The organism is Streptomyces caniscabiei (assembly GCF_014930365.1).
Lineage (GTDB): Bacteria > Actinomycetota > Actinomycetes > Streptomycetales > Streptomycetaceae > Streptomyces > Streptomyces caniscabiei.
Window position 1 is genome coordinate 79,322 of sequence record NZ_JABXWI010000014.1, and the last position, 26,575, is coordinate 105,896.

Consider the following 26,575-nt stretch of genomic DNA (forward strand, 5'->3'; position numbering starts at 1 on the left):
GGGGGCGATCTCCTTACGTCACGGCCTACTTCACGGCTCCCACGGCGATGCCGCGGGTGAGCGTGCGCTGGAAGAGGAGGAAGAACACGAGGGCGGGGAGCAGTCCGAGCAGGGCGGCCGCGTTGGTCATCGTGGCGTCCATGAGGCGCTGGCCCTGGAGGACGCCGAGGGCCACGGACACGGTCTGGTTGTCGTTGGAGATCAGCATGACCAGGGGGAGCAGGAACTCGTTCCAGGTCCAGATGAAGAAGAAGACCAGGAGTACGCCCAGGGTGGGACGGCTCACGGGGACGACGATCCGCCACAGCACCTGCCACTTGGTCGCGCCGTCGATCCGGGCCGCCTCGACGATCTCACGGGGGAACTGCGCGAGGACCGAGGAGAGCAGATAGGTGCCGAAGGCCGCCTGGATCACCGTGAAGACGATGATCACGCTGAGCCTCGTGTCGTAGAGGCCGGCCTCCTTGCTGAGGTAGTAGACGGGATAGACCAGCGCCTCCTGCGGGAGCACGTTCGCGAGGACGAAGAAGGCGAGGATCCAGGTCCGGCCCCTGATCCGGCCGATGCCGATCGCGTACGCGTTCAGGACGGAAAGGACCACGGCGAGCACCGCCACCGAGCCGCTGATCAGCACTGAGTTGACGAGCTTCTGGCCGAAGTCGACGCGTTCCCAGAAGTCCGTGACGCCGTCCGTGTAGAAACCCTCGGGGAGGCTGAGGGGTCCGTTCTGGGCGTACTCCGCCGGGGACTTGACCGCGTTGAGCGCGACGATCAGGAACGGCACGACCATGAACAGGGCCGCGACGCACAGGGCGATCAGCACCGGGTAGCGGCGCAGGGCGGTGGTCATCGGTCGGTCCTCTCCTGGAGCCTCAGGCCGGCCAGGGCCAGGGCGAGGACGAGCACGGTCAGCACGGTGGAGAGCGCCGCGCCGTAGCCGACCTGGGTCTTCTCGAAGAACGTGGTGAAGGAGAAGTAGGACGGCACGTCCGTGGCGCCGCCGGGGCCGCCCTTGGTCAGGACGTACACCGCGCCGAACACCTTGAGCGCGGCGATCGTGCACCAGAGGAGGACGACGTGGATCTCGGGGCGGATCTGCGGCAGCGTGATGTGCAGGAAGCGGCGCCACCAGCCGGCGCCGTCCAGTTCGGCCGCCTCGTAGAGCGCCGGGTCGACGCGTTGCAGGCCCGCCATGAAGACCACCAGCGGGAAACCGAGCTGTACCCACACCATCACGGCCATGACGGTGTAGAGGGCGAGGTCCGGGTCGCCGAGCCAGTCCTGCTGCCAGCCACCGAGCCCTACCGCCTTCAGCAGCTCGTTCAGGGAGCCGTTCTCCGGGGCGAGGATCCAGCTCCAGACGATGCCGGCGACCGCGATCGGCAGGACCTGGGGAAGGTAGAAGCAGGCGCGCAGCACGGCGGTGACCCGGCCGCCGAAGTGCTTGCCGACGAAGTCGAACAGGGCGGCGGCCAGCACCAGCCCGAGCGCGGTCGGCACGGCGGCCATCGCGATCACCATGAACAGGCTGTGCCGGAACGACGCCCAGAAGTCCTCGTCGCCCGCGAGCTCCCGGTAGTTGGCGAGGCCGGACCACTCGGGGCTGCCCACCCCCTGCCAGTCGGTGAAGCTGACCCCCGTGTTCATCAGGAACGGCACGACGACCACGGCGAAGAAGGCCAGGGCGCCGGGCAGGAGGAACAGGGCGTAGGAGTCACCGGGGCGGCGCGGGCGGTGGCGGCCGCGGTCGGCGCGGCGCTCCGCACCGGCCGCCGGCCCCCGTTCGACGGTCACCGTCATCGCTTCGGCGCGTCCTTCTCGTACGCCTCCCCGATCGCGTCCAGATAGGCGTCCGGGTCCGTGTCGCCGGTGATCAGTTTCTGGGTCTCCGCGACGAGGACGTCGTAGAAGCCGGGGACGGGCCAGTCGGGGTAGAAAGCCAGAGAGTCCTTCTCGGCGAGGGTGTTGAAGTCGGCGATCAGCTCCTTGGCCCGCGGGTCGGTGATGGCGGCCGGGTCGGCGGCCACCGGGACCCCGCCCTCGTCGCCCAGCAGGTTCTGGATCTTCTCCGACAGGGTGATGTCGATGAAGTCGTAGGCGAGTTCCTTGTTCTTCGCCCCCTCGGGGACGACCCAGAGGTTGCCGCCCGAGCCGAGCGTGAGGTCGGTGTCGGGCCACGGGAAGGTGCCCCAGTCGAACTTGTTCTCGGCCTTGAAGCGGCCGTACCACCAGCTCCCCGAGAACAGGATCGGCGCCTTGCCCTGGATGAACGAGACGCCCGCGTCCTCGGACTTCGTTCCCGTCGACTTCTCGCTGATGTACCCCTTCTCCACCCAGTCGGCGAAGGTCTCCGCCCCGTACGTCCACGCGGCGTCGTGGAAGTCGGCCTCGCCCTGGTACAGCTCGTAGGCGTTCACCCAGGCACGGTCCGCCTTGCTCAGCGCCAGCTGGTACAGGTACTGCTGCGCCATGTACTCGGCGCCCGCGTTGGCCAGCGGGGTGATGCCCGCCTTCACGAACTCGTCCATGGCGGCGGTGAGTTCGGCGAGGGTGGTGGGCTCGGCGATGCCGTGCTCGGCGAAGAGGTCCTTGTTGTAGAAGACCATCGTGTACTCGGCGTAGTTCGGCACGCCGTACCACTTGCCGGAGCCCATCACCCCGTCGGTGTCGTACTGGCTGGTGGTACGGATGCCCGCGCCGATCTTCTTGTCCCAGCCGCGCGCGGTGACCTCCGGGGTGAGGTCGGTCAGCAGGCCCTGCTCGGAGAGGAGCCCGGCCGTGGCGTTGCCCTTGTTGTACTCCATCAGATCGGGCGCGTCGGAGGAGTTGAGGACCATCGGGGCGGTCTTGCGGATCTGCTCGAAGCCCTTCTCCTCGAACTCCACCTCGACGCCCGGATGGGTCCGCTCGAACTCCTCGATCGCCGCGTTCCAGGCCACGCCCATCGCGCTGTCGGGGCCCTCGTAGTGCCAGAGGCGGAGCGTTTTTCCGTCCCCGCCACCGCCGCCGTCCGAACCGCCGCAGGAGGTCAGGAGCAGAGCCCCGCTCAGGGCCGCCGCCGCGACCGCCGTGATACGCCTTCGTGCCGTTGACATCCCGTGCCTCCAGGGGAGTCGGATGGATCGTCGAACGGTGTGGTCGAATCGCTTCGACGACCGGCGTCGAAGCGCTTCGACGGAAGGTAAGGGTGGGTTCGGAGTGCGTCAATGGGTGCGCGGGAATTCGGCCGGATCGCCGCGATCAGCAGGGCCAGGGCGGCCGCGGCCACCGGCACCGCGAAGCCGGTCGTGCCGGCGGCCGGGCCGGTCCCCGCCGCCGGGTCGTGTTCCACGACCCAGCCGCCCAGGGCCGAGCCGCCCGCTGTCCCGCCGAGCAGACCGGTGACGGCGAGGGTCATGCCCTCGTTCAGCCGGCCCCGCGGGGTGCGCTGCTGGACCAGCGCCATCGCGGTGACCATCGTCGGGGCGGTGGCCATGCCGGCGAGCAGGAGGGCCGGGGCGAGGAGGAGCAGCGACCCGGTGGCGGTCGCGGTCAGCCAGGGGAGTGCCATCAGGACGGCCATCGCGGCCAGGCACCGCCGGAAACGACGCTCCGCCGGGCCCGTCACCCGCAGCGCGCCGTAGGCCAGGCCCGCCCCGCAGGAGCCCGCCGCCTGGAGGCCGAGGATCACTCCCGCCGAGGAGGCGTGGCCCCGGGCGTCCGCGTAGGCGATGGTGACGACCTCCAGGGAGCCGAAGACCGCGCCGGTGGCGAGGAAGACGGCGAGGAGCGGGGGGATGCCGGGGGCGCGCAGGGGTGACCCCGCGTGCGTACGGCCGGTGGGGGGCGGCTCCGTGGCGCGCTGGGCGGTGAAGAGCAGGACGCCCGTCATGCAGAGCAGGCCGCCGATCAGGGTGCCGGCCTCGGGGAACAGCGTGGTGAAGAGGACGGCGGCGAGAACCGGGCCGACCATGAAGCAGAGTTCGTCCGCCGCCTGTTCGAAGGAGTTGGCGGTGTGCAGGGCGGCGGGGTCGTCCTTGAGCAGGTGCGCCCAGCGGGCGCGGGACATGCCGCCCGTGTTGGGGACCGTGGCGGTGGCCGCGTAGGAGGCGAACAGGGTCCAGGCCGGGGCGTTCCAGTGGACGCAGGCGATCAGGGAGAGGGTGCCGAGGAGGGCGACGGCGGTGGCGGGTACGGCGATCCTGGCCTGGCCGTGACGGTCCACGAGGCGGGCGGTCCAGGGGGCGACCAGGGCGGTGGCGGCGAGGCCGGTGGCGACGACGGCGCCGGCGAGGGCGTAGGAGCCGCGGGCACCGGCGATCATCAGGATCGCGCTCACGCTGAACATGCCCATGGGGAGGCGGGCGAGGAGGGCGGCTGCGGCGAAGCGGAGGGTGCCCGGGTGCCGGAAGAGGGCGCGGTAGGGGGTGAGGGCGCCTGAGGGGGTGGGGGTGCGTGTTTCGTCGGCGGGTGCGGGTGTGTGGGGCTTCTCGCGCAGTTCCCCGCGCCCCTTGCGGGGCGCTGTCCTTGGGCGGCGGCGAGAAGAGAAGTCGGCTGCCACGAGTGTGTCGGCGGTGACGGTGAGCAGGGGCATGCGGGGGTGGTCAGGGTCGTGTCTCGGCATGTGACTCACCGTCGCCCGTTCCTTGATCCACCGTCCAACACCTGCTCCGTCGTCATTCACGCACCCCGGTTGTAGATTCGGCGGATGTCCACTGCCCCGTACGCCGTCGATCCTCGGCTTCTCCGCGGGTTCCTCGCCGTCGCCGAGGAGCTGCACTTCACCCGGGCCGCCGCTCGGCTCTATGTCGCCCAGCAGGCCCTCAGCCGGGATGTGCGGCGGCTGGAGCGGGAGTTGGGGGTGGAGTTGTTCGTGCGGAGCACCCGGCAGGTGGCGCTGACCGAGGACGGGAAGCGGCTGGTGCCCCACGCGTGGCGGGTGCTGGAGGCGCAGGAGGAGCTGGTGGCCGCCTTCCGGCAGGCTCGGCCCCTGCTGGTGGACCTCAACTCGCCGGGGCTGGCCACCGGGGCGCGGGTGCTGCGGCGGGCCCGGGAACTCGCGCCGGAGCTGGAGCTGATGGCCCGCTACGAGAGCGGGCTGACGCATGCGGCGGCCGAGATCCTCGCGGGGCGGCTGGACGTGTCGTTCGGGAGGTTCGCGGGGCTCGAACCGGCGGTGCGGGCGCGGCTCGCGCAGCAGCCGGTGCGGTACGCGCCGATGACGGTGATCCTGCCCGAGGACCACCGGCTGGCCGCGCTGGACGCCGTACCGCTGGCGGAACTCGCGGGCGAGCGGGTGTACGCGGGGGCCGGGAACCCCCGTACGCGGGAGTGGACGGAGCTGGCGGAGCGGCTCTTCGCGGGACGGGGGATCGAGGTCGCGGCGCCCGCCCCGCTGGCCGTGGGGGAGGAGGAGTTCCGGCGGATCATGGCCAGGACCAGGTCACCCGTGCTGGCGGTGGTGGACTTCCCGCCCATGCCGGGCACGGTGGCACGGCCGCTCGTCGACCCCGTACCGCTGTCCCCGGTCTCGCTGGTGTGGCGGAAGGGGCTCACCCATCCGGGGCTCGACGCGCTGCGGCGGGCCGCCGCCGAATTGGCGCGGGCGGAAGTATGGCTGTCACATCCGGAGGACGGGTGGATTCCGCCCACAGATGCACTCATCATGATGACCTTCACCTGACGTCACACACATGCACATCTTTCCCGCCCATACATTCGTTGGCCCGGGTGCGTGTGAATGGGTGGGGCGCCCCGGATCGGGTGGGGGCCCGGTCCGGTACAGGAAGTGCGACAGCCCGGCATCGAACACGCACCTGGAACGATCCCGTGGGGGGAAGTGCGTGCACGTCGAGAACTGGCCCAACGGCATTCAGCCGAAGCGGACCGAGGGCGAGGGCCCGGGTCCGGGCCGTGGTGGGAGTGGCAGCGGCAGGGCCGACGAGGTGGTCTGGCCCGACGCCGCCGCCAGAACGGGAGCGGTCTCCCAGGTGGAGGCGGCGCCCTGGGAGCGGCCCGACCAGCCCGGGCGCAATCACGATCCGCACGAGGTGACCGTGCAACTCGACGGTGTCGGGCGTGAGGTGGAGGAGGGATCCGGCAAGCACGCCGGCAAGAGCGGGGACGCGGCGGGTGCCGGCCAGGACTCCGACGGGCCGGTCTTCGTCGACGAGTCGGGGCGCCGCCGGAACCTCTACCGGCGGCTCGGCATCGCCGTCGGCACCGCCTGCGCGGCGTACGCCGTGGTCATCGTCGGCACCCTGGTGTCGGGCAACTCCGACGCGCCCTGGCTGCCGGTGCCGATGCAGAAGGACGACAAGCCGGCCGGCAAGGTGGACACACCTCCGGTGCCGGTCGAGTCGGACGACCTGGCCGACACGGCCGACGGCTTCGTGCCGGACGCCGGTCCGGGCGGGGGCCGCGCGGGAGCGACGGTCTCGCCCGGCGGCAAGTCGCCGACCGGCGCGGCGGGCCGGGCGAAGCGGCCGGAGTCGTCCGCCGGGACCGAGCCCACGGCCGAGCCCAGCGCCGGAGTGGTGCCCCGGCCGAAGCCGAGCACCAGCGCCGAGGACCCCGAGCCGTCCGCCTCCGCGTCCGAGCCGCCGAAGGTCGACCCCAGCCCCTCGGAATCGCCCTCGCCCGCGCCCTCGGACACCACCGACCCCGGTCCCGCTCCGGGCGGCGGCACGGACACCGTCGCCGCCGGTCCGGCCTCCCCGGCGCCCGTCGAGCCGGCCCCGGCGACCTCGGAGAGCACGCAGGGCCCGCAGGAGCCGTCGGCGGGCCCGCAGGACCCGCAGAACCCGGAGACACCCGCCTGATGACCCGCTCCCAGCGCGGCGGCACGCCCTCGCGTGCCGCCAAGCGCCCCACCCGCTCATCGCCGTCCTCGAACACAGGTTCGGGCGACCCCGCCGGCATCTCCGGGAACGGCTCCGCGAAGCGTGCGCGCAAGAGCCCGAAGAAGCGTTCCGGGCGGCGGCTGCCGCTGCGCTATCTGCTGCCCTGTGTGCTGCTCCTCGCCCTGATGGCCATGCTCATGCTGCGCGGATACGTGCACAGCGAGATCCTCGCCGACCACCGGGTCCGGCCGCCCGTCTCCAACGACCGGGTGCCGAAGGACATACTGAAGGGCGGGCCCGTCATCGACACCCGCTCGGAACGCCGGCGCAGCCTGGACGTCCCCGACTACGAGCTGGTCCTGACGTTCGACGACGGGCCGGACCCCCGGTGGACCCCCAAGGTCCTCGACATGCTGAAGAAGCACGACGCCAAGGCCGTCTTCTTCATCACCGGCACCATGGCCTCCCGCTACCCCGACCTGGTCCAGCGCATGGTCGACGAGGGCCACGAGATCGGTCTGCACACCTTCAACCACCCGGACCTCACGCTCCAGACCAAGGACCGCATCGACTGGGAGCTCTCCCAGAACCAGCTGGCGCTCGCGGGCGCCGCCGGCATCCGCACCTCGCTGTTCCGGCCGCCGTACTCGTCGTTCTCCGAGCGCATGGACAACCGGACCTGGCCGGTGACCCGGTACATCGGCAGCCGCGGTTACATCACCGTCGTCAGCGACACCGACAGCCAGGACTGGCAGCGGCCGGGCGTCGCCGAGATCATCCGCAGGTCCACGCCCGAGCGCGGTGAGGGCGCGATCGTGCTGATGCACGACTCCGGCGGCGACCGCTCGCAGACCGTCGCCGCGCTGGACCGCTACATCCCGCAACTCCAGGTCAGGGGCTACAAGTTCGACACCCTCACCGGCGCCCTGAAGGCCCCCAGCGCGCACACCCCGGCCACCGGCCTCGGACTGGTGAAGGGCAAGGTCTGGGTCACCCTGGTACAGGTCTCCGAGAAGACCACGAGCATCCTCGTCGTCGCCCTCGCGGTCGTCGGCGTCCTCGTCCTCGCCCGCTTCGGCCTGATGCTGATCCTGTCGATCGCGCACGCCCGCAAGGTCCGCCGCCGCACCTTCCGCTGGGGCCCGGACGGACCGGTCACGGAACCCGTCTCGGTGCTCGTGCCCGCGTACAACGAGGCCAAGTGCATCGAGAAGACGGTCCGTTCGCTGGTGGCGAGCGACCATCCCATCGAGGTGCTGGTCATCGACGACGGCTCCAGCGACGGCACGGCCGGCATCGTCGAGGAACTCGGCAAGGACCTGCCCGGCGTCCGCGTCGTACGGCAGCTCAACGCGGGCAAGCCCGCCGCCCTCAACCGGGGCATCGCCAACGCCCGGCACGAGATCATCGTCATGATGGACGGCGACACGGTCTTCGAGCCGGCCACCGTCCGCGAACTGGTCCAGCCCTTCGCCGACCCGCGCGTCGGCGCGGTCGCGGGCAACGCCAAGGTCGGCAACCGGGACACCCTCATCGGCGCCTGGCAGCACATCGAGTACGTGATGGGCTTCAACCTCGACCGCCGGATGTACGACGTCCTGCGCTGCATGCCGACGATCCCCGGCGCGGTCGGGGCGTTCCGCCGCACGGCCCTCGAACGCGTCGGCGGGATGAGCGAGGACACCCTCGCCGAGGACACCGACATCACCATGGCCATGCACCGCGACGGCTGGCACGTCGTCTACGCCGAGAACGCGCGCGCCTGGACCGAGGCCCCGGAATCCGTCCAGCAGCTCTGGTCCCAGCGCTACCGCTGGTCGTACGGCACCATGCAGGCGATCTGGAAGCACCGCGGCTCGCTCTTCGACCGGGGCCCATCCGGCCGCTTCGGCCGCGTGGGCCTGCCGCTGGTCTCGCTGTTCATGGTCGTGGCGCCGCTGCTCGCCCCGCTCATCGACGTGTTCCTGCTCTACGGGCTGATCTTCGGCCCCACCGAGAAGACGATCGGCGCCTGGCTGGGCGTCCTGGCCGTCCAGGTGGTCTGCGCCGCCCTGGCGTTCCACCTCGACAAGGAGCGCATGACCCATCTGATCTCCCTCCCGCTCCAGCAACTCCTCTACCGCCAGCTCATGTACGTCGTCCTGCTCCAGTCCTGGATCACGGCGCTGACCGGCGGCCGGCTGCGCTGGCAGAAACTGCGGCGGACGGGTGCCGTGGGGCTGCCCGGTGCCCCGGAGGGGGCCGTGCCCCAGCAGCAGACGGGTGAGCGGAGGCCGGTCGGATGAGCACCCTCGCCCACGGCTCCACGCCGCCCGACTCCACGCCGCCCGGCCCCGCCGCGCCGGGCGTGCCCCCGCAGGCCGGCGCCGGCCCGCAGGGACCGCCCGCCAAGGCCCCCGGCCGGGACCGCTACTTCGACCTCCTCCGGGCCCTCGCCCTCTTCCGTGTGGTGCTGTACCACCTCACCGGCTGGGCCTGGCTGCCGCTCCTCTTCCCCTCCATGGGCGTGATGTTCGCCCTCGCCGGCAACCTCATGGCGCGCTCGCTGAAGCGCCCGGCCCTGGGCGTGGTCCGGGGCCGGCTGCGCCGACTGCTGCCGCCGGTCTGGCTCCTGGGTGTCGTCGGCGTGGCGGCGATGGTGGCCCAGGGATGGGGGCCGGACGCCGACGGACACCCCGCCTGGTGGTGGTTCCACCTCACGTTCTGGATCCTCCCGATCAGCGACCCGCCGTACGCCGAGGGCCTGCCCGGACTCCACGGCATCGTCGGCGCCGACTGGGCCGGCGAACTCGCCGGACCGCTCTGGTACGTCCGTGCCTACATCTGGTACGTCGTCCTCTCCCCGCTGCTGCTCCGCGCGCTGCGGGCGGCGCCGGCGGTGACGGTCCTCGCGCCGATCGCGCTGGCCGGGATGTTCGAGCTGGGCCTGCTCGAACTGCCGGGCGAGCGGTTCGCGTCGGGGCTGACGGACTTCAGCACGTTCGGCGCCTGCTGGATCCTCGGCATGGCCCACCAGGAGGGCATCCTCGCGCGCCTCCCGCGCTACCTCGTCCCCTCCGTCGCCCCGGCGGTCGCCCTGACCGGCCTCTGGTACGCCCTGAACCACGACTTCGGCACCGGCAACGACCTGGACAGCATGCCGTTCGCCCAGTCGCTCTGGTCCGCCGGCACGGTGGCGCTGCTGCTGCACATCAGCCCGTCGTGGCAGGAGTGGCCGGACCGGCTGCGCCGCTGGGACGGGCTGATCGCCCTCCTCAACGCCCGTGCGGTGACGATCTACCTCTGGCACAACACCTGCATCCTGATCGCCGCGACCCAGTGGGACCGGCTGTGGAGCGTCGTGTTCCTCGAACAGAACATGCCGTGGCTGCTGGAGAGCGTCTGGCCCGTGCTCGTCGTGACCTGGCTGCTGATCGCCGGCTGTGTCGTCGCCTTCGGCTGGGCGGAGGATCTGGCGGCCCGGCGCAGGCCGCGGTGGTGGCCGTCCCGTCGTGTACTGACCCGGTAACCAACCGGGATACGCACTTGCGTACGACTGACCGGGTGTTGGATGTTGGGCTCGCTTGAGGCAGGTGTTCCTCGCACTTCTCGCCTCGTCGAAGCGACTCAAGGAGTGACACCCGCCGATGACCCAGCCTCCCGGCCAGCCGCCGTACGACGGTTACGGAGCCCAGCCGCCGCAGCAGCCGTACCCGGGGTCGTACCCGCCCCCGGGCCAGGTCCCCGGCCAGCCGCCGAACCCGTACGCGACGGCCCCGCAGCAGCCGTACGGGGCCGGCGGGCAGCAGCCGTACGGGGCGCCGGGTGCGCCGGGGATGCCGGGCGCGCCTGGTGCGCCGGGGGCGCCCAACTACGGACCCCAGTACGGGGGTTACCCGCCGCCCCCGCCCTCCGGTGGTAGCGGGGGCAAAGTCGCGCTGATCATCGTGGCCGTGGTGGCGGCCCTCGCGGTGATCGGCGGGGGAGTCTTCCTCCTCACCGCCGACGGGGACGACGACACCACGGCCAAGCCCGAGCAGACCGTCTCGGCCACGGAGACCGACTCCGCGACCCCGACGGAGGAGGCCACCGGGGACGACGCCGGCGAGGAGGCCACCGGAACGCCCGACGGCGGGCTGGACGACGGCGGTTCGAGCACCGCGCCCGCCGAGGGCGTCGAGGGTCAGTGGCAGGACGACGACGCCCGGACCCTGACCATCGGCGCCGAGCAGACCGGCGGTGACGGCAAGGGGCAGCACCCGCTGTCCTACATCGACATGGTCGGCGGCAAGGGCATCATGACCGGCGTCGGCGCCTACCGCGACGAGAACAACTTCCGTATGGCGCTGACCCCCATGGCCTCCAAGGACGTCAGCGACGAGGACGTCACCTTCGCCACGGTCCGCCGCTCCGGCGACGACGTGATCATCACCTGGGAGGCGGGCGGCACGGACCGGCTCAGCTACGTGGGCGAGTCGACGAGCTGACGCGCTGCGGTACGTCGGTGGGGGTGGCCCGGAGCCCGTGGCCCACCCCCATCGCTGTGTCCCGGGCAACCAAGTGGTGGGACGGTGGCGACTGAGGGGGGAGGCGGACCGCGCCGTCGGAGGAGGAGCGTCCACCATGAAGAGCGATGCCGGGCACCTCGACGCGTTCGCGGCCTGGATGGAGGGCCTGATGCGGGCGCGCGGCTACGACATCGACAGCCCGCGCGGTGGTGGGAAGACCCGGCTGGCCGCGGACGCGGGGGTGCACCGGGCGGCCGTCACCCGGCTGCTCCAGCGGCGCAGCATGCCCGATCTGGAGACGATGCGCGGCCTGTCCCGGGCGCTCGGCGTCCCGGTGCGGGACGTCCTGATCCGCTCGGGCAAGCTGACCGAGCAGGACCTGCCCCTGCCCCCGGCACCGGCCGGGACCGGCACCCCCACGCTCTCCCCCGAGCAGGCGGCTTCCGCCCTGGGCATCCCGGAACACCGCAGGACGGACTTCATCCAGCTCACCGAACGGCTCAGACAGCCCCCTGCTTCCTGACGTTCCCCGCTCCGACCCCTGGACCCTGGACACCGAGGCCGCACGGCAGCAGTCACGCCGTGCGGCCTTTCGCACGCCCGCGCCGGAACGACGTTCCGAGGTTGCGAACACTGTGCGCAATGCGTACGGTGTTCCATGTCGCCGCGCAGCACAGCGGCAGCCCCTCACCACGCTCCCGGAGGACACGCCATGTCTCAGCCCACCGCCCCCACCACCCCCGCCCCCTCCCTCGACCTCGCCCACTGGCAGCGCCGGCTCGACACCCTGCGCGCCGCCCACGACGTGCCCGGCGCGAGCCTCGCCTTCGTCGTCGGCGGCGAGGTGTACGAACTCGCGAGCGGTGTGCTGAGCCGCGCGACCGGCGTGGAGGCCACCCCCGACTCGGTCTTCCAGCTCGGCTCGATCGCGAAGGTCTACACCGCCGCCCTCGTCATGCAGCTGGTGGAGTCCGGCGAACTCGACCTGGACGTCCCGGTGGTGCGGGTGCTGCCGGAGTTCGCGACCGTCGACCCGGCCGCCACCGAGGTCATCACCCCCCGCATGCTGCTCTCCCACACCAGCGGCCTGACCTGCGACTTCCACATCGACACCGGGCGCGGCGACGACGCGATCGCCCGGTACGTCGAGGCCGCGAAGGGCGTGGCGATGGACTGCCCGCCGGGTACGGCGGTGTCGTACAGCGGCATCGGTTACGTCGTCCTCGGCCGGATCGTCGAGGTGCTGACCGGGCTGACCTGGGACCAGGCGCTCAAGGAGCGGGTGTTCGCGCCGCTCGGCCTGACGCACTCGATGACCCTGCCGGAGGAGGCGCTGCCGTTCCGCGCGGCGATGGGCCACCTCGCCGGGGAGGACGGGACACAGATCCCGGCCCCGGTCTGGGACCTGATGCCGCGCGCGGCCGGACCGGGCGCCCGGGTGCTCGCCACCGCCGGAGACGTCGTCCGGTACGCGAAGGCCCACCTCGACGGGGGCGCCGGCGTCCTGCGCCCCGAGACGGTGACGGCCATGCAGGCCCGCGAGACCGACGTCCCCGACAAGTGGACGGTCAGCGCCGACGGCTGGGGCCTCGGCTGGACGCTCTACGACTGGGACGGCGTCCCGGGCTACGGCCACGACGGCGCCGCGACCGGTCAGTACGCCTTCCTCCGCGTGGTGCCCACCGAGGGCGTCGCCGTCGCGCTGCTCACCAACGGCGGCTCCTCCCGCCTCCTCTACGCCGATCTGCTGCGCGAGCTGCTGGCGGAGCTGGCCGGGATCACGCTGCCGGCCCCGTTCGCCCCGCCCGCCGAGCCGCCCGCCGTCGACATCACGCCCTGGACCGGTACGTACAAGAGGGAGGGAGTCGTCATCACGATCAGCGAGAGGAACGGCACACCGCACCTCACGTACGCCTTCGTGGACGGCATGGTCGGCTACTCGCCGGACCTGGAGATGGAACTCGTGCCCCTGTCGGAGACGGTGTTCGCCGGGGCGGGCGGCGGTGCCTCGTTCGCGGAGGACTGGATGCCTGTGGTCTTCGCCACGCTGAGCGACGGCACCCGGTGCGCCTACATTGGCATGAGGGCCGCGCCGAAGGTGGCGTGACCACGGGTTATCCACCCGGCACCGTCCGGTATGACGCCCTGCTCACCGATTCCTCACCGGCCGGACCGCCCGCTCGTGAGAGCAAAGTTCCTTTCCGGTCACCCGGTGCCACAGCCAGGAAACGCGCCCTCCCTACCTTCGGGACTCATCACCCCTCATCACCGCATCGCGACACCGGAGCCCGGAGAACGTGGAGGCGTCATGACAGCCCCTAGCACTGCCCCCGCATCGAGCAGGGGAGGCCGCTGGATCGAACACTGGGACCCGGAGAACGAGGCCTTCTGGAACGAGACCGGCGAGAAGGTCGCCCGTCGCAACCTCCTCTTCTCCGTCCTCTCGGAGCACATCGGTTTCTCCATCTGGACCGTGTGGTCGGTGATGGTGCTCTTCATGGGCCCCGAGTACGGGCTCACCCCGGCCGACAAGTTCTTCCTCGTCTCGATGGCCACGCTGGTCGGCGCCGTCGTCCGCATCCCGTACACCTTCGCGGTGGCGATCTTCGGCGGACGCAACTGGACGGTCGTCTCCGCGAGCCTGCTGCTGATCCCCACCGTCGCGGCCTTCGTCGTGATGGAGCCGGGGACCTCGTTCAACACGTTCCTGATCTGCGCGATGCTCGCCGGTATCGGCGGCGGCAACTTCGCCTCCTCCATGACGAACATCAACGCCTTCTTCCCGCTCAGGAAGAAGGGCTGGGCGCTCGGCCTCAACGCGGGCGGCGGCAACATCGGTGTCCCGGTCGTGCAGCTCATCGGTCTTGCCGTGATCGGCGCCTCCGGCGGCCCCCGCGTCCTGCTCGGGATCTACATCCCCTTCATCGTCCTCGCCGCGGTCCTCGCCGCCGTCTACATGGACAACATCGCGTCCGTGAAGAACGACACCGGTGCCGCGAAGGACGCCGTGAAGGAGGGCCACACCTGGATCATGTCCTTCCTCTACATCGGCACCTTCGGGTCCTTCATCGGCTACAGCTTCGCCTTCGGCCTCGTCCTGCAGACCCAGTTCGGCCGTACGCCCCTGGAGTCCGCGTACGTCACCTTCATCGGCCCGCTGCTCGGCTCGCTGATCCGGCCGGTGGGCGGCGCGCTCGCCGACAAGTACGGCGGCGCCAAGATCACCCTGTGGAACTACGTCGGCATGGCCGCCGCCACCGGGATCATCGTCATCGCCTCCATGCAGAAGTCGCTGCCGCTCTTCACCACCGCGTTCATCGTGCTCTTCGTCCTCAGCGGCCTCGGCAACGGCTCCACCTTCAAGATGATCCCGGGCATCTTCCAGGCCAAGGCGCTCGCCAAGGGCCTGGAGGGCGAGGAGGCCGCGGCCTACGGGCGCCGTCTCTCCGGTGCCTCCATGGGCATCATCGGCGCGGTGGGCGCCCTCGGCGGCCTCGGCATCAACCTGGCCTTCCGGCAGTCCTTCCTCTCCGTGGGCTCCGGCACCGGCGCCTTCGTCGCCTTCCTCGCCTTCTACGGGCTCTGCTTCGCGGTGACCTGGGCCGTATACCTTCGTCGAACGACCTCGAACGCCACTGCGACGACCGCCACGACGGAGTCGAAGCCGCAGCTCAGCTACGCCGAGGTGTGACATCGCCCATGCCGTGACACGTGTGACGTAACACCAGCGACATCAAGCCGAACCGAGCCTGTCACGCACCGTTGACAGGCTCGTTCGGCATGTGGGCGCGCCAATCGGTGCACCCGCACGCACAGCGCTTCGACTGAGTGCAACGACTCGACTGCGGGACGAGAGCCATGTACGACGAACAGCAGCGACCCGAGCGATCAGATCGAGCCGATCGACCAGACAGGACGGTTCTGATGGATCGGATGGACCGGACGGACCGGACTGAAGGCACGGACAGGGCGGCGCGGACCGAACACGGGCCGCTCGCCGGTTTCACCGTGGGCGTCACCGCCGCCCGCCGGGCCGACGAACTCGGGGCGCTGCTCCAGCGCCGCGGAGCCGCGGTCCTGCACGCCCCCGCCCTGCGCATCGTGCCGCTCTCCGACGACAGCGAACTCCTCGCCGCGACCAAGGACCTGCTCGACCAGGCACCCGACATCGTGGTGGCCACGACGGCCATCGGCTTCCGCGGCTGGATCGAGGCGGCGGACGGCTGGGGCCTGGGCGAGGCCCTGATCGACCGGCTGCGGGGCGTCGAGGTCCTGGCGCGCGGACCGAAGGTGAAGGGCGCGATCCGCGCCGCCGGTCTCACGGAGGAGTGGTCCCCCTCCTCCGAATCCATGGCCGAGGTGCTCGACCGGCTGCTGGAGCACGGAGTCGAGGGCCGCCGGGTCGCCGTCCAGCTGCACGGCGAACCGCTCCCCGGTTTCGTGGAGTCCCTGCGCGCCGGGGGAGCGGAGGTGGTCGGCGTCCCCGTCTACCGCTGGATGCCCCCCGAGGACATCGCCCCCATGGACCGCCTCCTCGACGTGACGGTCGCCCGCGGCGTCGACGCCCTCACCTTCACCAGCGCCCCCGCGGCGGCGTCCCTGCTCTCCCGCGCCGAAGACCGGGGCCTGCTCCCGGAGTTGCTCAACGCGCTGAACCACGACGTCGTCCCCGCCTGTGTGGGCCCGGTGACCGCCCTGCCGCTCCAGGCCCACGGAGTGGACACGGTCCAGCCCGAACGCTTCCGCCTCGGCCCGCTCGTCCAGCTCCTCTGCAAGGAACTCCCCGGCCGTGCCCGCACGCTGCCCATCGCCGGCCACCATGTGGAGATCCGCGGCCACGCGGTCCTCGTCGACGGCGCCCTGCGCCCCGTCCCGCCGGCCGGCATGTCCCTGCTCCGGGCGCTCTGCCGCCGGCCCGGCTGGGTCGTCCCCCGCTCCGACCTCCTCCGCGCCCTCCCCGGCGCCGGCCGCGACGAACACGCCGTGGAGACGGCGATGGCCCGCCTCCGCACGGCCCTGGGCACGCCGAAACTGATCCAGACGGTGGTCAAGCGCGGCTACCGCCTGGCCCTGGACCCGGCGGCGGACGCGAAATATGACGCGTAGGGGTTCGAGCCGCGGACTCGACTGCGGGTCCGGTGGGGGCTGGTCGCGCAGTTCCCCGCGCCCCTGAAAGGCCTCCGGCCTTACGGGCCGAAGAGCATGGGGCGCAGCCCCTGCTCTTCAGGGGCGCGGGGAACTGCGCGAGAAGCCCCACCGGACGGACGCTTGGGGGTCAAAGGGGCGCAGCCCCTGGTGGGGGCACCTCCCGCTCGAGCGAAGCCGAGAGTGGGGGAGGGACGGGTAGGGGCGGCGGGGGCGATCAAACCCCACCGCGCACCGGAGGTTCCCCCACCACGTGCGCCCAGGCACTGTAAGGGGTAGGTACCCCCTCAAGCGCACCCCTGCCGGTCGGCAACCCAAGGGCGGTGACAGGCACATGGCACACCCCCAACCCCCTCGCTTCGACTGCGGCCACCTCTGCCTGGACTTCCTCACCACCACCCACCCCGAGGAACAACTCCACACCCCGGCCGCCCTGCGCACCTGGATCACCGCCGCCCACCTGGTCCCCGAGGCCACCCCCCTCGACCACATCACCCCCCACTGGCTGCTCGGCTTCAGAGAACTTCGCGGTCACATCGCCCGTCTGGTCCGCCCCACCCCCGACCGCGCCCCGGACCCCCGCGCCGTCGACCTCTCCCTGGCGAGGGTCAACGACCTGGCCCGCGCGGCGACTCCGGCCCCGCGCGCCGTCCGCTCCACCGACGGCACCCTCGTCCGCGCACTGGACCGCGCCCCCGACCGCGCCGCCCTGCTCGCCCTGATCGCACGCGACACCGTGGAGCTGCTCACCGACCCGGACGCCTGCGCGAGCCTGCGCCAGTGCGCCGGCGACAACTGCCCCGTCGTGTACGTCGACACCTCCCGCGGCCGGCGCCGCCGCTGGTGCTCCAGCGAGATCTGCGGGAACCGGGAACGGGTGGCCCGCCACCGCCGCCGGGCCGACCTGGCCCGCGCCCGCGCGTAGTTGGCACCGAAATGCCCACCCGCCCTACCCAGCCGGGAAGTTGGGCAAACCCCGGCCAGCCGTAAAGAAGCAGCAGTGCTGTTTTTCACATCGCGGCGCGGGTGTCTTCACAATTCCCGCCCGTGCGTGCCGGTTTAAGCGCGGATATGGATGCACTTGTCCCTCACCAGCCTCATCTTTCCCGCGTTTAATCGAGAAAGTTGTGGCTCAACTCTGAACACACAACTGGTTACCTACGTATCCCGATGTGAGCGACCGACTGGGGGAACCCCCGGACACCGGAGGTAGCCGTGCGCAAGGATTCCGCTGTGGCCGATGAACGCCCGCACAGGGCACGACATCGCGCATCGCAGCCCTCAGAGCCTGACGAGGAGCTGATGCGCGCGCTGTACCGCGAGCACGCTGGACCCTTGCTCGCGTACGTGCTGCGTCTGGTCGCGGGCGACCGCCAGCGTGCCGAGGACGTTGTGCAGGAAACTCTCATCAGGGCCTGGAAGAACGCCGGTCAGCTCAATCGAGCGACCGGATCGGTACGCCCCTGGCTGGTGACGGTCGCACGTCGCATCGTCATCGACGGCCACCGCAGCCGGCAGGCCCGGCCGCAGGAGGTCGACCCGTCGCCGCTGGAGGTCATCCCCGCGGAGGACGAGATCGACAAGGCGTTGTGGCTGATGACACTGTCGGACGCGCTGGACGACCTGACCCCTGCCCACAGGGAGGTCCTGGTCGAGACCTATTTCAAAGGGCGTACGGTCAATGAGGCGGCCGAGACGCTTGGCATCCCCAGTGGCACCGTCCGCTCCCGGGTGTTCTACGCCCTGCGGTCGATGAAGCTGGCTCTAGAGGAGCGCGGGGTGACGGCATGAGCAACATCTACGGGGGGTATGGACCGGGAATGCCCGGATCTGTGCAAGGAGCCCAAGGTTCCGGCGACAACATCCACGAGACCGTCGGCGCGTACGCCCTCGGGATACTGGACGACGCCGAGGCCACACAGTTCGAGATGCATCTCGCCACGTGCGAGTGGTGCGGACAACAGCTCGACGAGCTGGCCGGCATGGAACCGATGCTGGCCGCGCTCGCCGACCTGCCCGCCGCCCAGGGCACGCCGGCGATCGGCGAGTCCCTGTCGGCGAAACCGTCCACCGGACTCGCGGACCGACTGGTCGGCGAGGTCGTCCAGCACCGCGCGAAGAAGAGCCGACGGAACTTCTTCATGCTGGCGGCCGGTGTCGCCCTGATCGTCGGCGGCCCGACGGCGGTGTTCGCGACGACGGGCGGCGGGGACGAGGCGCCGAAGAACGCCAACGTGCTCAGTGCGGCGCAGGAATCCTTCTCGCACATGAAGGCGAAGGACAAGGTCTCCTCCACCGACGCGTCCACCCAGGTCAGCGCCACGGTCGGCATGGAGTCCAAGGCCTGGGGCACGCACGCGGTCCTGGAGCTGAAGAACGTCAAGGGTCCGGAGAAGTGCTCGTTGATCGCCGTCGGCAAGAACGGCGAGCGGGAGACGGTCACCTCCTGGTCCGTCCCGGAGTGGGGCTACGGCATCAAGAACGCCAAGACCGAGCAGGCGAGGAACCCGCTCTACGTCCACGGCGGCGCCGCCTTCACCCCCGACGAGATCGACCACTTCGAGGTCCTGACCTTCAGCGGCAAGAAGCTCGTCTCGGTCAAGGCGTAGCCCGTCGAGGCGAAACGCCACTCCTCGCGGCAAGCAGCGGACGGACCCCGGTCGGGCGCATAGCCTGACGGGGTCCTTTTCGCGTACGGTGGACGGCTGCCCAGCACGTCAGAAGGGGGCCCGGGTGGCCGTCCAGCAGGAAACGCTCGACTCCGCTCACGACTCGGTGCGTGAGAAGGAGATCGGCGTAGAACAGGCACATCTGGACCGGGTCTACCGGCGCCTCGAGGAGAAGATCCACGAGGCCGAGTTCCTGATGAACGACGCGGCCAAGCGTGGTCAGGTGGGCACGCCCGGCGCGCTCGCCGAGCGGGACGCCCAGGTCTTCCGGGCCGGCGTCCATCTGAACCGCCTGAACAACGAGTTCGAGGACTTCCTCTTCGGCCGGATCGACCTGTTGCTCGGCAAGGACGGCAAGAAGGGCCCGGACGGCGCCTACACCGCCGTCGAACCGGCCGAGGGCGCGGTCCGCCCCGACCGGACCGCCGACATCGCCGAGACGCTCCACATCGGCCGTATCGGCGTCCTGGACTCCGAGTACGCGCCGCTGGTCATCGACTGGCGGGCCCCGGCGGCCGCCCCCTTCTACCGCTCCACCCCGGTCGACCCCGGCCGCGTCGTCCGCCGCCGGGTCATCCGCTCCAAGGGCCGCAAGGTGCTCGGTGTCGAGGACGACCTGATGCGCCCCGAGCTGAAGGCCACCCTCGACGGCCAGAAGCTGCCCGTCATCGGCGACGGCGCCCTCATGGCCGCCCTCGGCCAGGCCCGCAGTCACACCATGCGCGACATCGTCGCCTCCATCCAGGCCGAACAGGACCTGGTGATCCGGGCCCCCGCCGCCTCCGTGACGTACGTCGAGGGCGGCCCCGGCACCGGCAAGACGGCCGTCGCCCTGCACCGCGCCGCCTACCTCCTCTACCAGGACCGGCGCCGGTACGCGGGCGGCATCCTGATCGTCTCCCCGACCCCGCTGCTGGTCGCCTACACCGAGGGCGTCCTGCCCTCCCTGGGCGAGGAGGGCCAGGTCGCCATCCGCGCCATCGGCTCCCTGGTCGACGGCGCCGAGGCCACCCTGTACGACTCCCCGGCCGTGGCCCGCGCCAAGGGCTCGTACCGCATGCTCAAGGTGCTGCGGAAGGCCGCCCGGGGCGTCCTGGAGTCGAGCGAGGCACCCACCCGCCTGCGCGTCGTCGCCTTCGGCCGGCGCCTCGAACTGGAGGCCCCCGACCTGGAGCGCGTCCGCCGCAACGCGCTCGGCGGCACGGCCCCCGTCAACCTGCTGCGCCCCCGCGCGCGCAAGCTGCTGCTGGACGCCCTCTGGGACAGATCGGGCGCGGCCGGCCGCCACACGGACCCGGAGCTGGCCGCCGAGCTGCGCTCCTCCTTCGACGAGGACATCACGAGCGAGGACGAGTTCATCGCCTTCCTCGACGCCTGGTGGCCCGAGCTGACCCCGCGCGGCGTGCTCACCGCCATGGCCGACGAGCGCCGCCTCGGCCGGTGGGCCCGCCGCATCCTCAACCCGGGCGAGGTCCGCCGGGTCGCCCGCTCCCTCAAGCGGGACGGCCTCTCGGTCCACGACATCGCCGTGCTCGACGAACTCCAGGCGATCCTCGGCCTCCCGGCCCGCCCCAGGAAGAAGCGCGAGCTCGACCCGCTGGACCAGCTCTCGGGCCTGGAGGAGCTGATGCCCGTACGCGAGGAGACCCAGCGGGAGCGGGCCGAGCGGCTGGCCCAGGAGCGCACCGAGTACGCGCACGTCATCGTCGACGAGGCACAGGACCTGACGCCGATGCAGTGGCGCATGGTGGGCCGCCGCGGCCGCCACGCCACCTGGACGGTCGTGGGCGACCCGGCCCAGTCCTCCTGGTCCGACCCCGACGAGGCGGCCGAGGCCCGCGACGAGGCCCTGGGCACCCGCCCGCGCCGCCGCTTCACGCTCACCGTCAACTACCGCAACCCGGCCGAGATCGCCGAACTGGCGGCGAAGGTGCTGGCGCTGGCCATGCCGGGCTCCGAGTCCCCCTCGGCGGTCCGCTCCACCGGCGTCCAGCCGCGCTTCGTCACGGCCGCCCGCGACACCCTCGCCCGCACGGCCCGCGCGGAGGCGGCGCGCCTGCTGGACCTCGTCGACGGCACGGTGGGCGTGGTGGTCGCCATGAACCGCCGCGAGGAGGCCGCCCGCTGGCTGGCCGGCCTCGGCGACCGAGTCGTCGCCCTCGGCAGCCTGGAGGCCAAGGGCCTGGAGTACGACGCGACGGTGGTCGTCTCCCCGGCGGAGATCGCGGACGAGTCCCCGGCGGGGCTGCGTGTGTTGTACGTCGCACTGACCCGGGCGACCCAGCAACTGACGGTCGTCTCCGCGGACCGCGACGACCCGGACGCGAACGGAGTCCCCGACCTGCTGCGCGACTGAGACGAGAGGCAGGGGGCGCGGCCCCTGCTTCTCAGGGGCGCGGGGAACTGCGCGAGCAACCACGAACCACCCGCACCCGCCGACGCACCGGCAACTCCCCGAACTCCGGGGCGCCTGTTAGCCTTGGTGGTGGCACCGGCTCGATCCAAGCCCCCGGGCCCAACCTTCGTCGCTACGAGCGACCACTTGCCGCGAGGCGAGCATGGCGGGTCGGTGCCACTGAACGTACGAAGAGGTCCACGTCGAATGTGACGTGGACCTCTTCTCGTTGAGAACAAAACGTTCTCAACCCCGGACGGCTAACGCCTACTCGGCGGTAGGTGCGACGATCGGACGGCAAAACGCAGCAAACGCAGTAGCAGAAGTACGCGAAAGCAGAGGAAGTCGGCCATGGCAACGGCGCCCAGCGTCTCCTACTCGATGACGGTCCGGCTGGAGGTGCCCGCGAGCGGAACCGCGGTCTCCCAGCTCACCGGAGCCGTCGAGTCCCACGGAGGCTCGGTGACCGGCCTCGACGTGACCGCCTCCGGCCACGAGAAGCTCCGCATCGACGTCACCATCGCCGCCACCTCCACCGCGCACGCCGACGAGATCGTCGAGCAGCTGCGGCACATCGAGGGCGTGACGCTCGGCAAGGTCTCCGACCGTACGTTCCTGATGCACCTCGGCGGCAAGATCGAGATGGCGTCGAAGCACCCCATCCGCAACCGTGACGACCTCTCGATGATCTACACCCCCGGTGTGGCCCGCGTCTGCATGGCGATCGCCGAGAACCCCGAGGACGCCCGCCGCCTCACCATCAAGCGCAACTCCGTTGCGGTCGTGACGGATGGCTCCGCCGTGCTGGGCCTCGGCAACATCGGCCCCAAGGCCGCGCTGCCCGTCATGGAGGGCAAGGCGGCCCTCTTCAAGCGGTTCGCCGGCATCGACGCCTGGCCGCTCTGCCTGGACACCCAGGACACCGACGCGATCGTCGAGATCGTCAAGGCCATCGCCCCCGGCTTCGCGGGCATCAACCTGGAGGACATCTCCGCGCCCCGCTGCTTCGAGATCGAGGCCCGGCTGCGCGAGGCCCTCGACATCCCCGTCTTCCACGACGACCAGCACGGCACCGCGATCGTCGTCCTCGCCGCCCTCACCAACGCACTTCGTGTCGCGGGCAAGGCGATCGGGGACATCCGCGTCGTCATGTCGGGCGCCGGCGCGGCCGGTACGGCCATCCTCAAGCTGCTGATCGCCGCCGGTGTGAAGAACGCCGTCGTCGCCGACATCCACGGTGTCGTGCACTGCGACCGCGCCGACCTGGTCGACGCCGCCGCCGACTCGCCGCTGCGCTGGATCGCCGACAACACCAACCCCGAGGGCCTCACGGGCACCCTCAAGGAGGCCGTGCGCGGCGCCGACGTCTTCATCGGCGTCTCCGCCCCGAACGTCCTCGACGGCGACGACGTGGCCGCCATGGCCGACGACGCCATCGTGTTCGCGCTCGCGAACCCCGACCCCGAGGTCGACCCCGCGGTCGCCCGCCAGACGGCCGCCGTCGTGGCCACCGGCCGCTCCGACTTCCCCAACCAGATCAACAACGTGCTGGTCTTCCCGGGTGTCTTCCGCGGTCTCCTCGACGCCCAGTCCCGGACCGTCAACACGGAGATGATGCTCGCCGCCGCGACCGCCCTCGCGGACGTCGTCACCGAGGACGAGCTGAACCCGAACTACATCATCCCGAGCGTCTTCAACGACAAGGTCGCGGGCGCGGTCGCCGGGGCGGTCCGCGAGGCCGCGAAGGCGGCGGCCTCGGCCTGAACCCCCGCTGTGACGGTGGCCACGGCCCCGCGCCCTCGGCGCGTCGCGGGGCCGGAGGGCTTGCGCCGCCCTTTAGTGTGGCGGCCAAGCTCAGGCCTGCCATGACTCCCATGGGCGTGCATGTGACTCCCAAGGGTGTTCGTGTGACTCCCCAGGGGTGCCGGATTGGCTTTCCCGCCGCAGGTGAGTGCAGGATGCGTTTCTGGGCGCGAGGGTCTGACGACGGACCCGGGTCCGCCTCAACGGCAAGAAGAACACGGGAGTAACAACATGAACCGCAGTGAGCTGGTGGCCGCGCTGGCCGACCGCGCCGAGGTGACCCGCAAGGACGCCGACGCCGTGCTGGCCGCGTTCGCCGAGGTCGTCGGCGACATCGTCGCCAAGGGCGACGAGAAGGTCACCATCCCCGGCTTCCTGACCTTCGAGCGCACCCACCGTGCCGCTCGCACCGCTCGCAACCCGCAGACCGGCGACCCGATCCAGATCCCCGCCGGCTACAGCGTGAAGGTCTCCGCGGGCAGCAAGCTCAAGGAAGCGGCGAAGGGCAAGTAACCTTGCCGTCCGTCCTTCCGGGGATGGTGTGGCGCGCGTAGAACGCCTGATGGGGGCGGCCCTGGTCTACCAGGTGCCGCCCCCATCGTCGTGCGTACACGGCTGCGGGTCCGTCGTGGCTGGTCGCGCAGTTCCCCGCGCCCCTTACGGGGCGCGGTCCGCCGCTGTCAGCCCAGTGCCTTGCCCGGCAGTTCGACCTTCGCGCCGAGTTCCATGAGCTTCTCCATGAAGTTCTCGTAACCGCGGTTGATCAGCTCGATGCCGTGGACCCGGGACGTGCCCTGGGCCGCCAGCGCCGCGATGAGGTACGAGAAGCCGCCGCGCAGGTCGGGGATGACCAGGTCGGCGCCCTGCAGCCGGGTGGGGCCGGAGACGACCGCCGAGTGCAGGAAGTTGCGCTGGCCGAAGCGGCAGTCGGAGCCGCCGAGGCACTCGCGGTAGAGCTGGATGTGCGCACCCATCTGGTTCAACGCGGAGGTGAACCCGAGCCGGGACTCGTAGACCGTCTCGTGGACGATGGAGAGGCCGGTGGCCTGCGTCAGCGCGACGACCAGGGGCTGCTGCCAGTCGGTCTGGAAGCCCGGGTGGACGTCCGTCTCCAGCGCGATCGACTTCAGCTGGCCGCCCGGGTGCCAGAAGCGGATGCCCTCGTCGTCGATCTCGAAGGCACCGCCCACCTTCCGGTAGGTGTTCAGGAACGTCATCATCGAGCGCTGCTGGGCGCCGCGGACGTAGATGTCGCCCTCGGTCGCCAGCGCGGCGGACGCCCAGGAGGCGGCCTCCAGGCGGTCGGGGAGCGCCTTGTGGTTGTAGCCGCCGAGCGAGTCCACACCGGTGATGCGGATCGTGCGGTCGGTGTCCATCGCGATGATGGCGCCCATCTTCTGCAGGACGCAGATCAGGTCCTCGATCTCCGGCTCGATCGCCGCGTTCGCGAGTTCCGTCACGCCCTCCGCGAGGACGGCCGTCAGCAGCACCTGCTCCGTGGCGCCCACGGACGGGTACGGCAGCTGGATCTTCGTGCCCCGCAGCCGCCGCGGCGCCTCCAGGTACTGGCCGTCCTCCCGCTTCTCGATCTTCGCGCCGAACTGCCGCAGCACCTCGAAGTGGAAGTCGATCGGCCGGCCGCCGATGTCGCAGCCGCCGAGGCCGGGGATGAAGGCGTGGCCGAGACGGTGCAGCAGGGGGCCGCAGAACAGGATCGGGATGCGCGACGAGCCGGCGTGGGCGTCGATGTCGGCGACGTTCGCGCTCTCCACGTTCGTCGGGTCCATCACCAGCTCGCCCGGCTCGTCGCCCGGGCGGACCGTTACGCCATGCAGCTGCAGCAGTCCGCGCACGACGCGTACGTCGCGGATGTCGGGCACGTTGCGCAGCCGGCTCGGACCGCTGCCGAGCAGCGCGGCGACCATGGCCTTGGGTACGAGGTTCTTCGCACCGCGGACACGGATCTCGCCACTGAGCGGGGTGCCGCCGTGTACAAGCAGTACGTCGTCAGAGCCGTTGACGGTCATGGATCTCGCGTTCCGTGGAGTTGGGCAGAGGCGGGTGCGGCGTGGGCGAACGGCCGACGGACCCGTGGTGCGGGGGTCGGCGCGGCGCGAGCCGGAGAGCTAGCGTAATCGCCGCCCACCCCCCTTCCGTAAGCCCAAGTGCTTCTCAGCCACGTCATGGATTCGCCACAACACGAACCGTTCATCACCCGCCACGGGGGGTCACCGCGCCGCCCGTGCGCCCCGTCGGCTCCCCTGCGCCGTGAGCTGCGCGCACTCCACTGCGGACATTGGCTCCCCCTACACGGGCGGGATGCGGGATCATGTCTGGCATGACCGAGGTGTCCTCGCTCACAGGGCGGCTGCTCGTGGCCACGCCCGCCCTGGCGGACCCGAACTTCGACCGCGCTGTCGTGCTGCTCCTCGACCACGACGAGAAGGGCTCGCTCGGCGTGGTCCTCAACCGGCCCACCCCGGTGGGCGTCGGCGACATCCTGGAGGGCTGGGCGGATCTCGCCGGCGAACCCGGGGTGGTCTTCCAGGGCGGTCCGGTGCAACTGGACTCGGCGCTGGGGGTCGCGGTGATCCCCGGCGGCGGTTCCGTGGACCGGACCCCGCTCGGCTGGCGGCGGGTGCACGGCGCGATCGGCCTGGTCGACCTGGAGGCCCCGCCGGAGCTGCTGGCCTCCGCGCTCGGCTCGCTGCGCATCTTCGCCGGGTACGCGGGCTGGGGGCCGGGCCAGCTGGAGGACGAACTGGCGGAGGGCGCCTGGTACGTCGTCGAGTCCGAACCCGGCGACGTCTCCTGCCCCTGCCCGGAACGGCTCTGGCGGGAGGTCCTGCGCCGCCAGCGCAGCGAACTCGCGATGGTGGCCACCTATCCGGACGACCCTTCGCTCAACTGATGCGGGTGCGCTTCAGTACCCTTGGCTCCATGAGCACTCTTGAGCCCGAGCGCGGTACTGGTACGGGGACCCTCGTCGAGCCGACGCCGCAGACGTCGCACGGCGACGGCGACCACGAGCGCTTCGCCCACTATGTCCAGAAGGACAAGATCATGGCGAGCGCCCTCGACGGCACGCCCGTCGTGGCGTTGTGCGGCAAGGTGTGGGTCCCGGGCCGCGACCCGAAGAAGTACCCCGTGTGCCCCATGTGCAAGGAGATCTTCGAGTCCCTCGGCGCGGGCGGCGACGACCAGGGCGACGGCAAGAAGTAACCCAGGGCGCGATCGGCTCGGGGAGCGCTGCGA

The 26,575-nt window shown here is 71.2% G+C and carries 22 protein-coding genes; 17 read left to right on the forward strand and 5 right to left on the reverse strand.

The window, feature by feature from the left end; all coding sequences use genetic code 11:
- Positions 1-25: 25 nt before the first annotated feature.
- The 4 genes from HW837_RS33930 to HW837_RS33945 are packed head-to-tail and all read right to left on the reverse strand — an operon-like array spanning position 26 to position 4,603.
- The gene (locus HW837_RS33930; protein WP_193381152.1) at positions 26-850 is read right to left on the reverse strand and encodes a carbohydrate ABC transporter permease; all 825 of its coding nucleotides are present in this window, start codon (positions 848-850) and stop codon (positions 26-28) included.
- Positions 847-1,800 carry a carbohydrate ABC transporter permease gene (locus HW837_RS33935; RefSeq protein WP_045560703.1) on the reverse strand — a complete coding sequence of 318 codons (954 nt, stop codon included), beginning with the start codon at positions 1,798-1,800 and terminating at the stop codon, positions 847-849. The genes HW837_RS33930 and HW837_RS33935 overlap by 4 nt, the downstream gene beginning before the upstream one ends.
- Positions 1,797-3,095 (reverse strand): ABC transporter substrate-binding protein, encoded by a 1,299-nt coding sequence (locus HW837_RS33940; RefSeq protein ID WP_093791736.1) that lies wholly within the window; start codon positions 3,093-3,095, stop codon positions 1,797-1,799. Before HW837_RS33940 ends, HW837_RS33935 begins: the two co-directional genes overlap by 4 nt.
- Positions 3,047-4,603 carry an MFS transporter gene (locus HW837_RS33945; RefSeq protein WP_193381151.1) on the reverse strand — a complete coding sequence of 519 codons (1,557 nt, stop codon included), beginning with the start codon at positions 4,601-4,603 and terminating at the stop codon, positions 3,047-3,049. The genes HW837_RS33940 and HW837_RS33945 overlap by 49 nt, the downstream gene beginning before the upstream one ends.
- A gap of 84 nt (positions 4,604-4,687) precedes the next feature.
- On the opposite strand from HW837_RS33945, the gene HW837_RS33950 reads away from it, so the two are divergent.
- From HW837_RS33950 to HW837_RS34020, 15 genes are all read left to right on the forward strand, one after another.
- Positions 4,688-5,662 (forward strand): LysR family transcriptional regulator, encoded by a 975-nt coding sequence (locus HW837_RS33950; RefSeq protein ID WP_045560701.1) that lies wholly within the window; start codon positions 4,688-4,690, stop codon positions 5,660-5,662.
- Between the two features lie 160 nt (positions 5,663-5,822).
- Positions 5,823-6,800 (forward strand): hypothetical protein, encoded by a 978-nt coding sequence (locus HW837_RS33955; RefSeq protein WP_045560700.1) that lies wholly within the window; start codon positions 5,823-5,825, stop codon positions 6,798-6,800.
- Positions 6,800-9,106 (forward strand): bifunctional polysaccharide deacetylase/glycosyltransferase family 2 protein, encoded by a 2,307-nt coding sequence (locus HW837_RS33960; RefSeq protein ID WP_196789730.1) that lies wholly within the window; start codon positions 6,800-6,802, stop codon positions 9,104-9,106. Before HW837_RS33955 ends, HW837_RS33960 begins: the two co-directional genes overlap by 1 nt.
- Complete coding sequence (locus HW837_RS33965; RefSeq protein ID WP_193381150.1) at positions 9,103-10,329, forward strand: acyltransferase family protein; 1,227 nt, start codon at positions 9,103-9,105, stop codon at positions 10,327-10,329. The genes HW837_RS33960 and HW837_RS33965 overlap by 4 nt, the downstream gene beginning before the upstream one ends.
- Before the next feature lie 118 nt (positions 10,330-10,447).
- Entirely contained in the window at positions 10,448-11,287 is an 840-nt protein-coding gene (locus HW837_RS33970) for a hypothetical protein (protein WP_193381149.1), read from the forward strand.
- Between the two features lie 136 nt (positions 11,288-11,423).
- Positions 11,424-11,831 carry a helix-turn-helix domain-containing protein gene (locus HW837_RS33975; RefSeq protein WP_045560697.1) on the forward strand — a complete coding sequence of 136 codons (408 nt, stop codon included), beginning with the start codon at positions 11,424-11,426 and terminating at the stop codon, positions 11,829-11,831.
- Positions 11,832-12,020: 189 nt separating this feature from the next.
- Positions 12,021-13,415, forward strand: a complete 1,395-nt coding sequence (locus HW837_RS33980; RefSeq protein ID WP_045560696.1) for a serine hydrolase domain-containing protein — start codon at positions 12,021-12,023, stop codon at positions 13,413-13,415.
- Between the two features lie 201 nt (positions 13,416-13,616).
- Positions 13,617-14,999, forward strand: coding sequence for a nitrate/nitrite transporter (locus HW837_RS33985; protein ID WP_093791748.1), 1,383 nt, complete (start codon positions 13,617-13,619; stop codon positions 14,997-14,999).
- A 233-nt stretch (positions 15,000-15,232) separates the two neighbouring features.
- Entirely contained in the window at positions 15,233-16,414 is a 1,182-nt protein-coding gene (locus HW837_RS33990; protein WP_045560694.1) for a uroporphyrinogen-III synthase, read from the forward strand.
- Between the two features lie 373 nt (positions 16,415-16,787).
- Positions 16,788-17,378 carry a CGNR zinc finger domain-containing protein gene (locus HW837_RS33995; RefSeq protein WP_045560693.1) on the forward strand — a complete coding sequence of 197 codons (591 nt, stop codon included), beginning with the start codon at positions 16,788-16,790 and terminating at the stop codon, positions 17,376-17,378.
- Between the two features lie 290 nt (positions 17,379-17,668).
- Complete coding sequence (locus tag HW837_RS34000) at positions 17,669-18,244, forward strand: sigma-70 family RNA polymerase sigma factor (RefSeq protein ID WP_013003188.1); 576 nt, start codon at positions 17,669-17,671, stop codon at positions 18,242-18,244.
- A 29-nt stretch (positions 18,245-18,273) separates the two neighbouring features.
- Positions 18,274-19,062: an anti-sigma factor family protein gene (locus HW837_RS34005; protein ID WP_177262082.1), complete on the forward strand. Its 789-nt coding sequence runs from the start codon at positions 18,274-18,276 to the stop codon at positions 19,060-19,062.
- A gap of 124 nt (positions 19,063-19,186) precedes the next feature.
- Positions 19,187-21,478, forward strand: a complete 2,292-nt coding sequence (locus HW837_RS34010; protein ID WP_193381148.1) for a HelD family protein — start codon at positions 19,187-19,189, stop codon at positions 21,476-21,478.
- A gap of 390 nt (positions 21,479-21,868) precedes the next feature.
- Positions 21,869-23,281: an NAD-dependent malic enzyme gene (locus HW837_RS34015; RefSeq protein WP_045560690.1), complete on the forward strand. Its 1,413-nt coding sequence runs from the start codon at positions 21,869-21,871 to the stop codon at positions 23,279-23,281.
- A 270-nt stretch (positions 23,282-23,551) separates the two neighbouring features.
- Positions 23,552-23,833 carry an HU family DNA-binding protein gene (locus tag HW837_RS34020; protein ID WP_005486790.1) on the forward strand — a complete coding sequence of 94 codons (282 nt, stop codon included), beginning with the start codon at positions 23,552-23,554 and terminating at the stop codon, positions 23,831-23,833.
- Positions 23,834-24,000: 167 nt separating this feature from the next.
- On the opposite strand, the gene murA is transcribed toward HW837_RS34020, so the two are convergent.
- Positions 24,001-25,347, reverse strand: a complete 1,347-nt coding sequence (murA, locus tag HW837_RS34025) for a UDP-N-acetylglucosamine 1-carboxyvinyltransferase (protein ID WP_045560689.1) — start codon at positions 25,345-25,347, stop codon at positions 24,001-24,003.
- 311 nt (positions 25,348-25,658) lie between these two features.
- Here murA and HW837_RS34030 point away from each other — a divergent pair, with 311 nt between their 5' ends.
- Both HW837_RS34030 and HW837_RS34035 read left to right on the forward strand, forming a co-directional pair.
- Entirely contained in the window at positions 25,659-26,231 is a 573-nt protein-coding gene (locus HW837_RS34030) for a YqgE/AlgH family protein (RefSeq protein ID WP_045560688.1), read from the forward strand.
- A gap of 29 nt (positions 26,232-26,260) precedes the next feature.
- Positions 26,261-26,542, forward strand: coding sequence for a DUF3039 domain-containing protein (locus HW837_RS34035; RefSeq protein ID WP_005486786.1), 282 nt, complete (start codon positions 26,261-26,263; stop codon positions 26,540-26,542).
- Positions 26,543-26,575 lie beyond the last annotated feature (33 nt).

Coding starts and splice junctions, on each gene's coding strand:
- HW837_RS33930 (WP_193381152.1), bottom strand. CDS start 850: ATGACCACCGCCCTGCGCCGCTACCCGGTGCTGATCGCCCTGTGCGTC.
- HW837_RS33935 (WP_045560703.1), bottom strand. CDS start 1,800: ATGACGGTGACCGTCGAACGGGGGCCGGCGGCCGGTGCGGAGCGCCGC.
- HW837_RS33940 (WP_093791736.1), bottom strand. CDS start 3,095: ATGTCAACGGCACGAAGGCGTATCACGGCGGTCGCGGCGGCGGCCCTG.
- HW837_RS33945 (WP_193381151.1), bottom strand. CDS start 4,603: ATGCCGAGACACGACCCTGACCACCCCCGCATGCCCCTGCTCACCGTC.
- HW837_RS33950 (WP_045560701.1), top strand. CDS start 4,688: ATGTCCACTGCCCCGTACGCCGTCGATCCTCGGCTTCTCCGCGGGTTC.
- HW837_RS33960 (WP_196789730.1), top strand. CDS start 6,800: ATGACCCGCTCCCAGCGCGGCGGCACGCCCTCGCGTGCCGCCAAGCGC.
- HW837_RS33965 (WP_193381150.1), top strand. CDS start 9,103: ATGAGCACCCTCGCCCACGGCTCCACGCCGCCCGACTCCACGCCGCCC.
- HW837_RS33970 (WP_193381149.1), top strand. CDS start 10,448: ATGACCCAGCCTCCCGGCCAGCCGCCGTACGACGGTTACGGAGCCCAG.
- HW837_RS33975 (WP_045560697.1), top strand. CDS start 11,424: ATGAAGAGCGATGCCGGGCACCTCGACGCGTTCGCGGCCTGGATGGAG.
- HW837_RS33980 (WP_045560696.1), top strand. CDS start 12,021: ATGTCTCAGCCCACCGCCCCCACCACCCCCGCCCCCTCCCTCGACCTC.
- HW837_RS33985 (WP_093791748.1), top strand. CDS start 13,617: ATGACAGCCCCTAGCACTGCCCCCGCATCGAGCAGGGGAGGCCGCTGG.
- HW837_RS33990 (WP_045560694.1), top strand. CDS start 15,233: ATGGATCGGATGGACCGGACGGACCGGACTGAAGGCACGGACAGGGCG.
- HW837_RS33995 (WP_045560693.1), top strand. CDS start 16,788: ATGGCACACCCCCAACCCCCTCGCTTCGACTGCGGCCACCTCTGCCTG.
- HW837_RS34005 (WP_177262082.1), top strand. CDS start 18,274: ATGCCCGGATCTGTGCAAGGAGCCCAAGGTTCCGGCGACAACATCCAC.
- HW837_RS34015 (WP_045560690.1), top strand. CDS start 21,869: ATGGCAACGGCGCCCAGCGTCTCCTACTCGATGACGGTCCGGCTGGAG.
- HW837_RS34020 (WP_005486790.1), top strand. CDS start 23,552: ATGAACCGCAGTGAGCTGGTGGCCGCGCTGGCCGACCGCGCCGAGGTG.
- murA (WP_045560689.1), bottom strand. CDS start 25,347: ATGACCGTCAACGGCTCTGACGACGTACTGCTTGTACACGGCGGCACC.
- HW837_RS34030 (WP_045560688.1), top strand. CDS start 25,659: ATGACCGAGGTGTCCTCGCTCACAGGGCGGCTGCTCGTGGCCACGCCC.
- HW837_RS34035 (WP_005486786.1), top strand. CDS start 26,261: ATGAGCACTCTTGAGCCCGAGCGCGGTACTGGTACGGGGACCCTCGTC.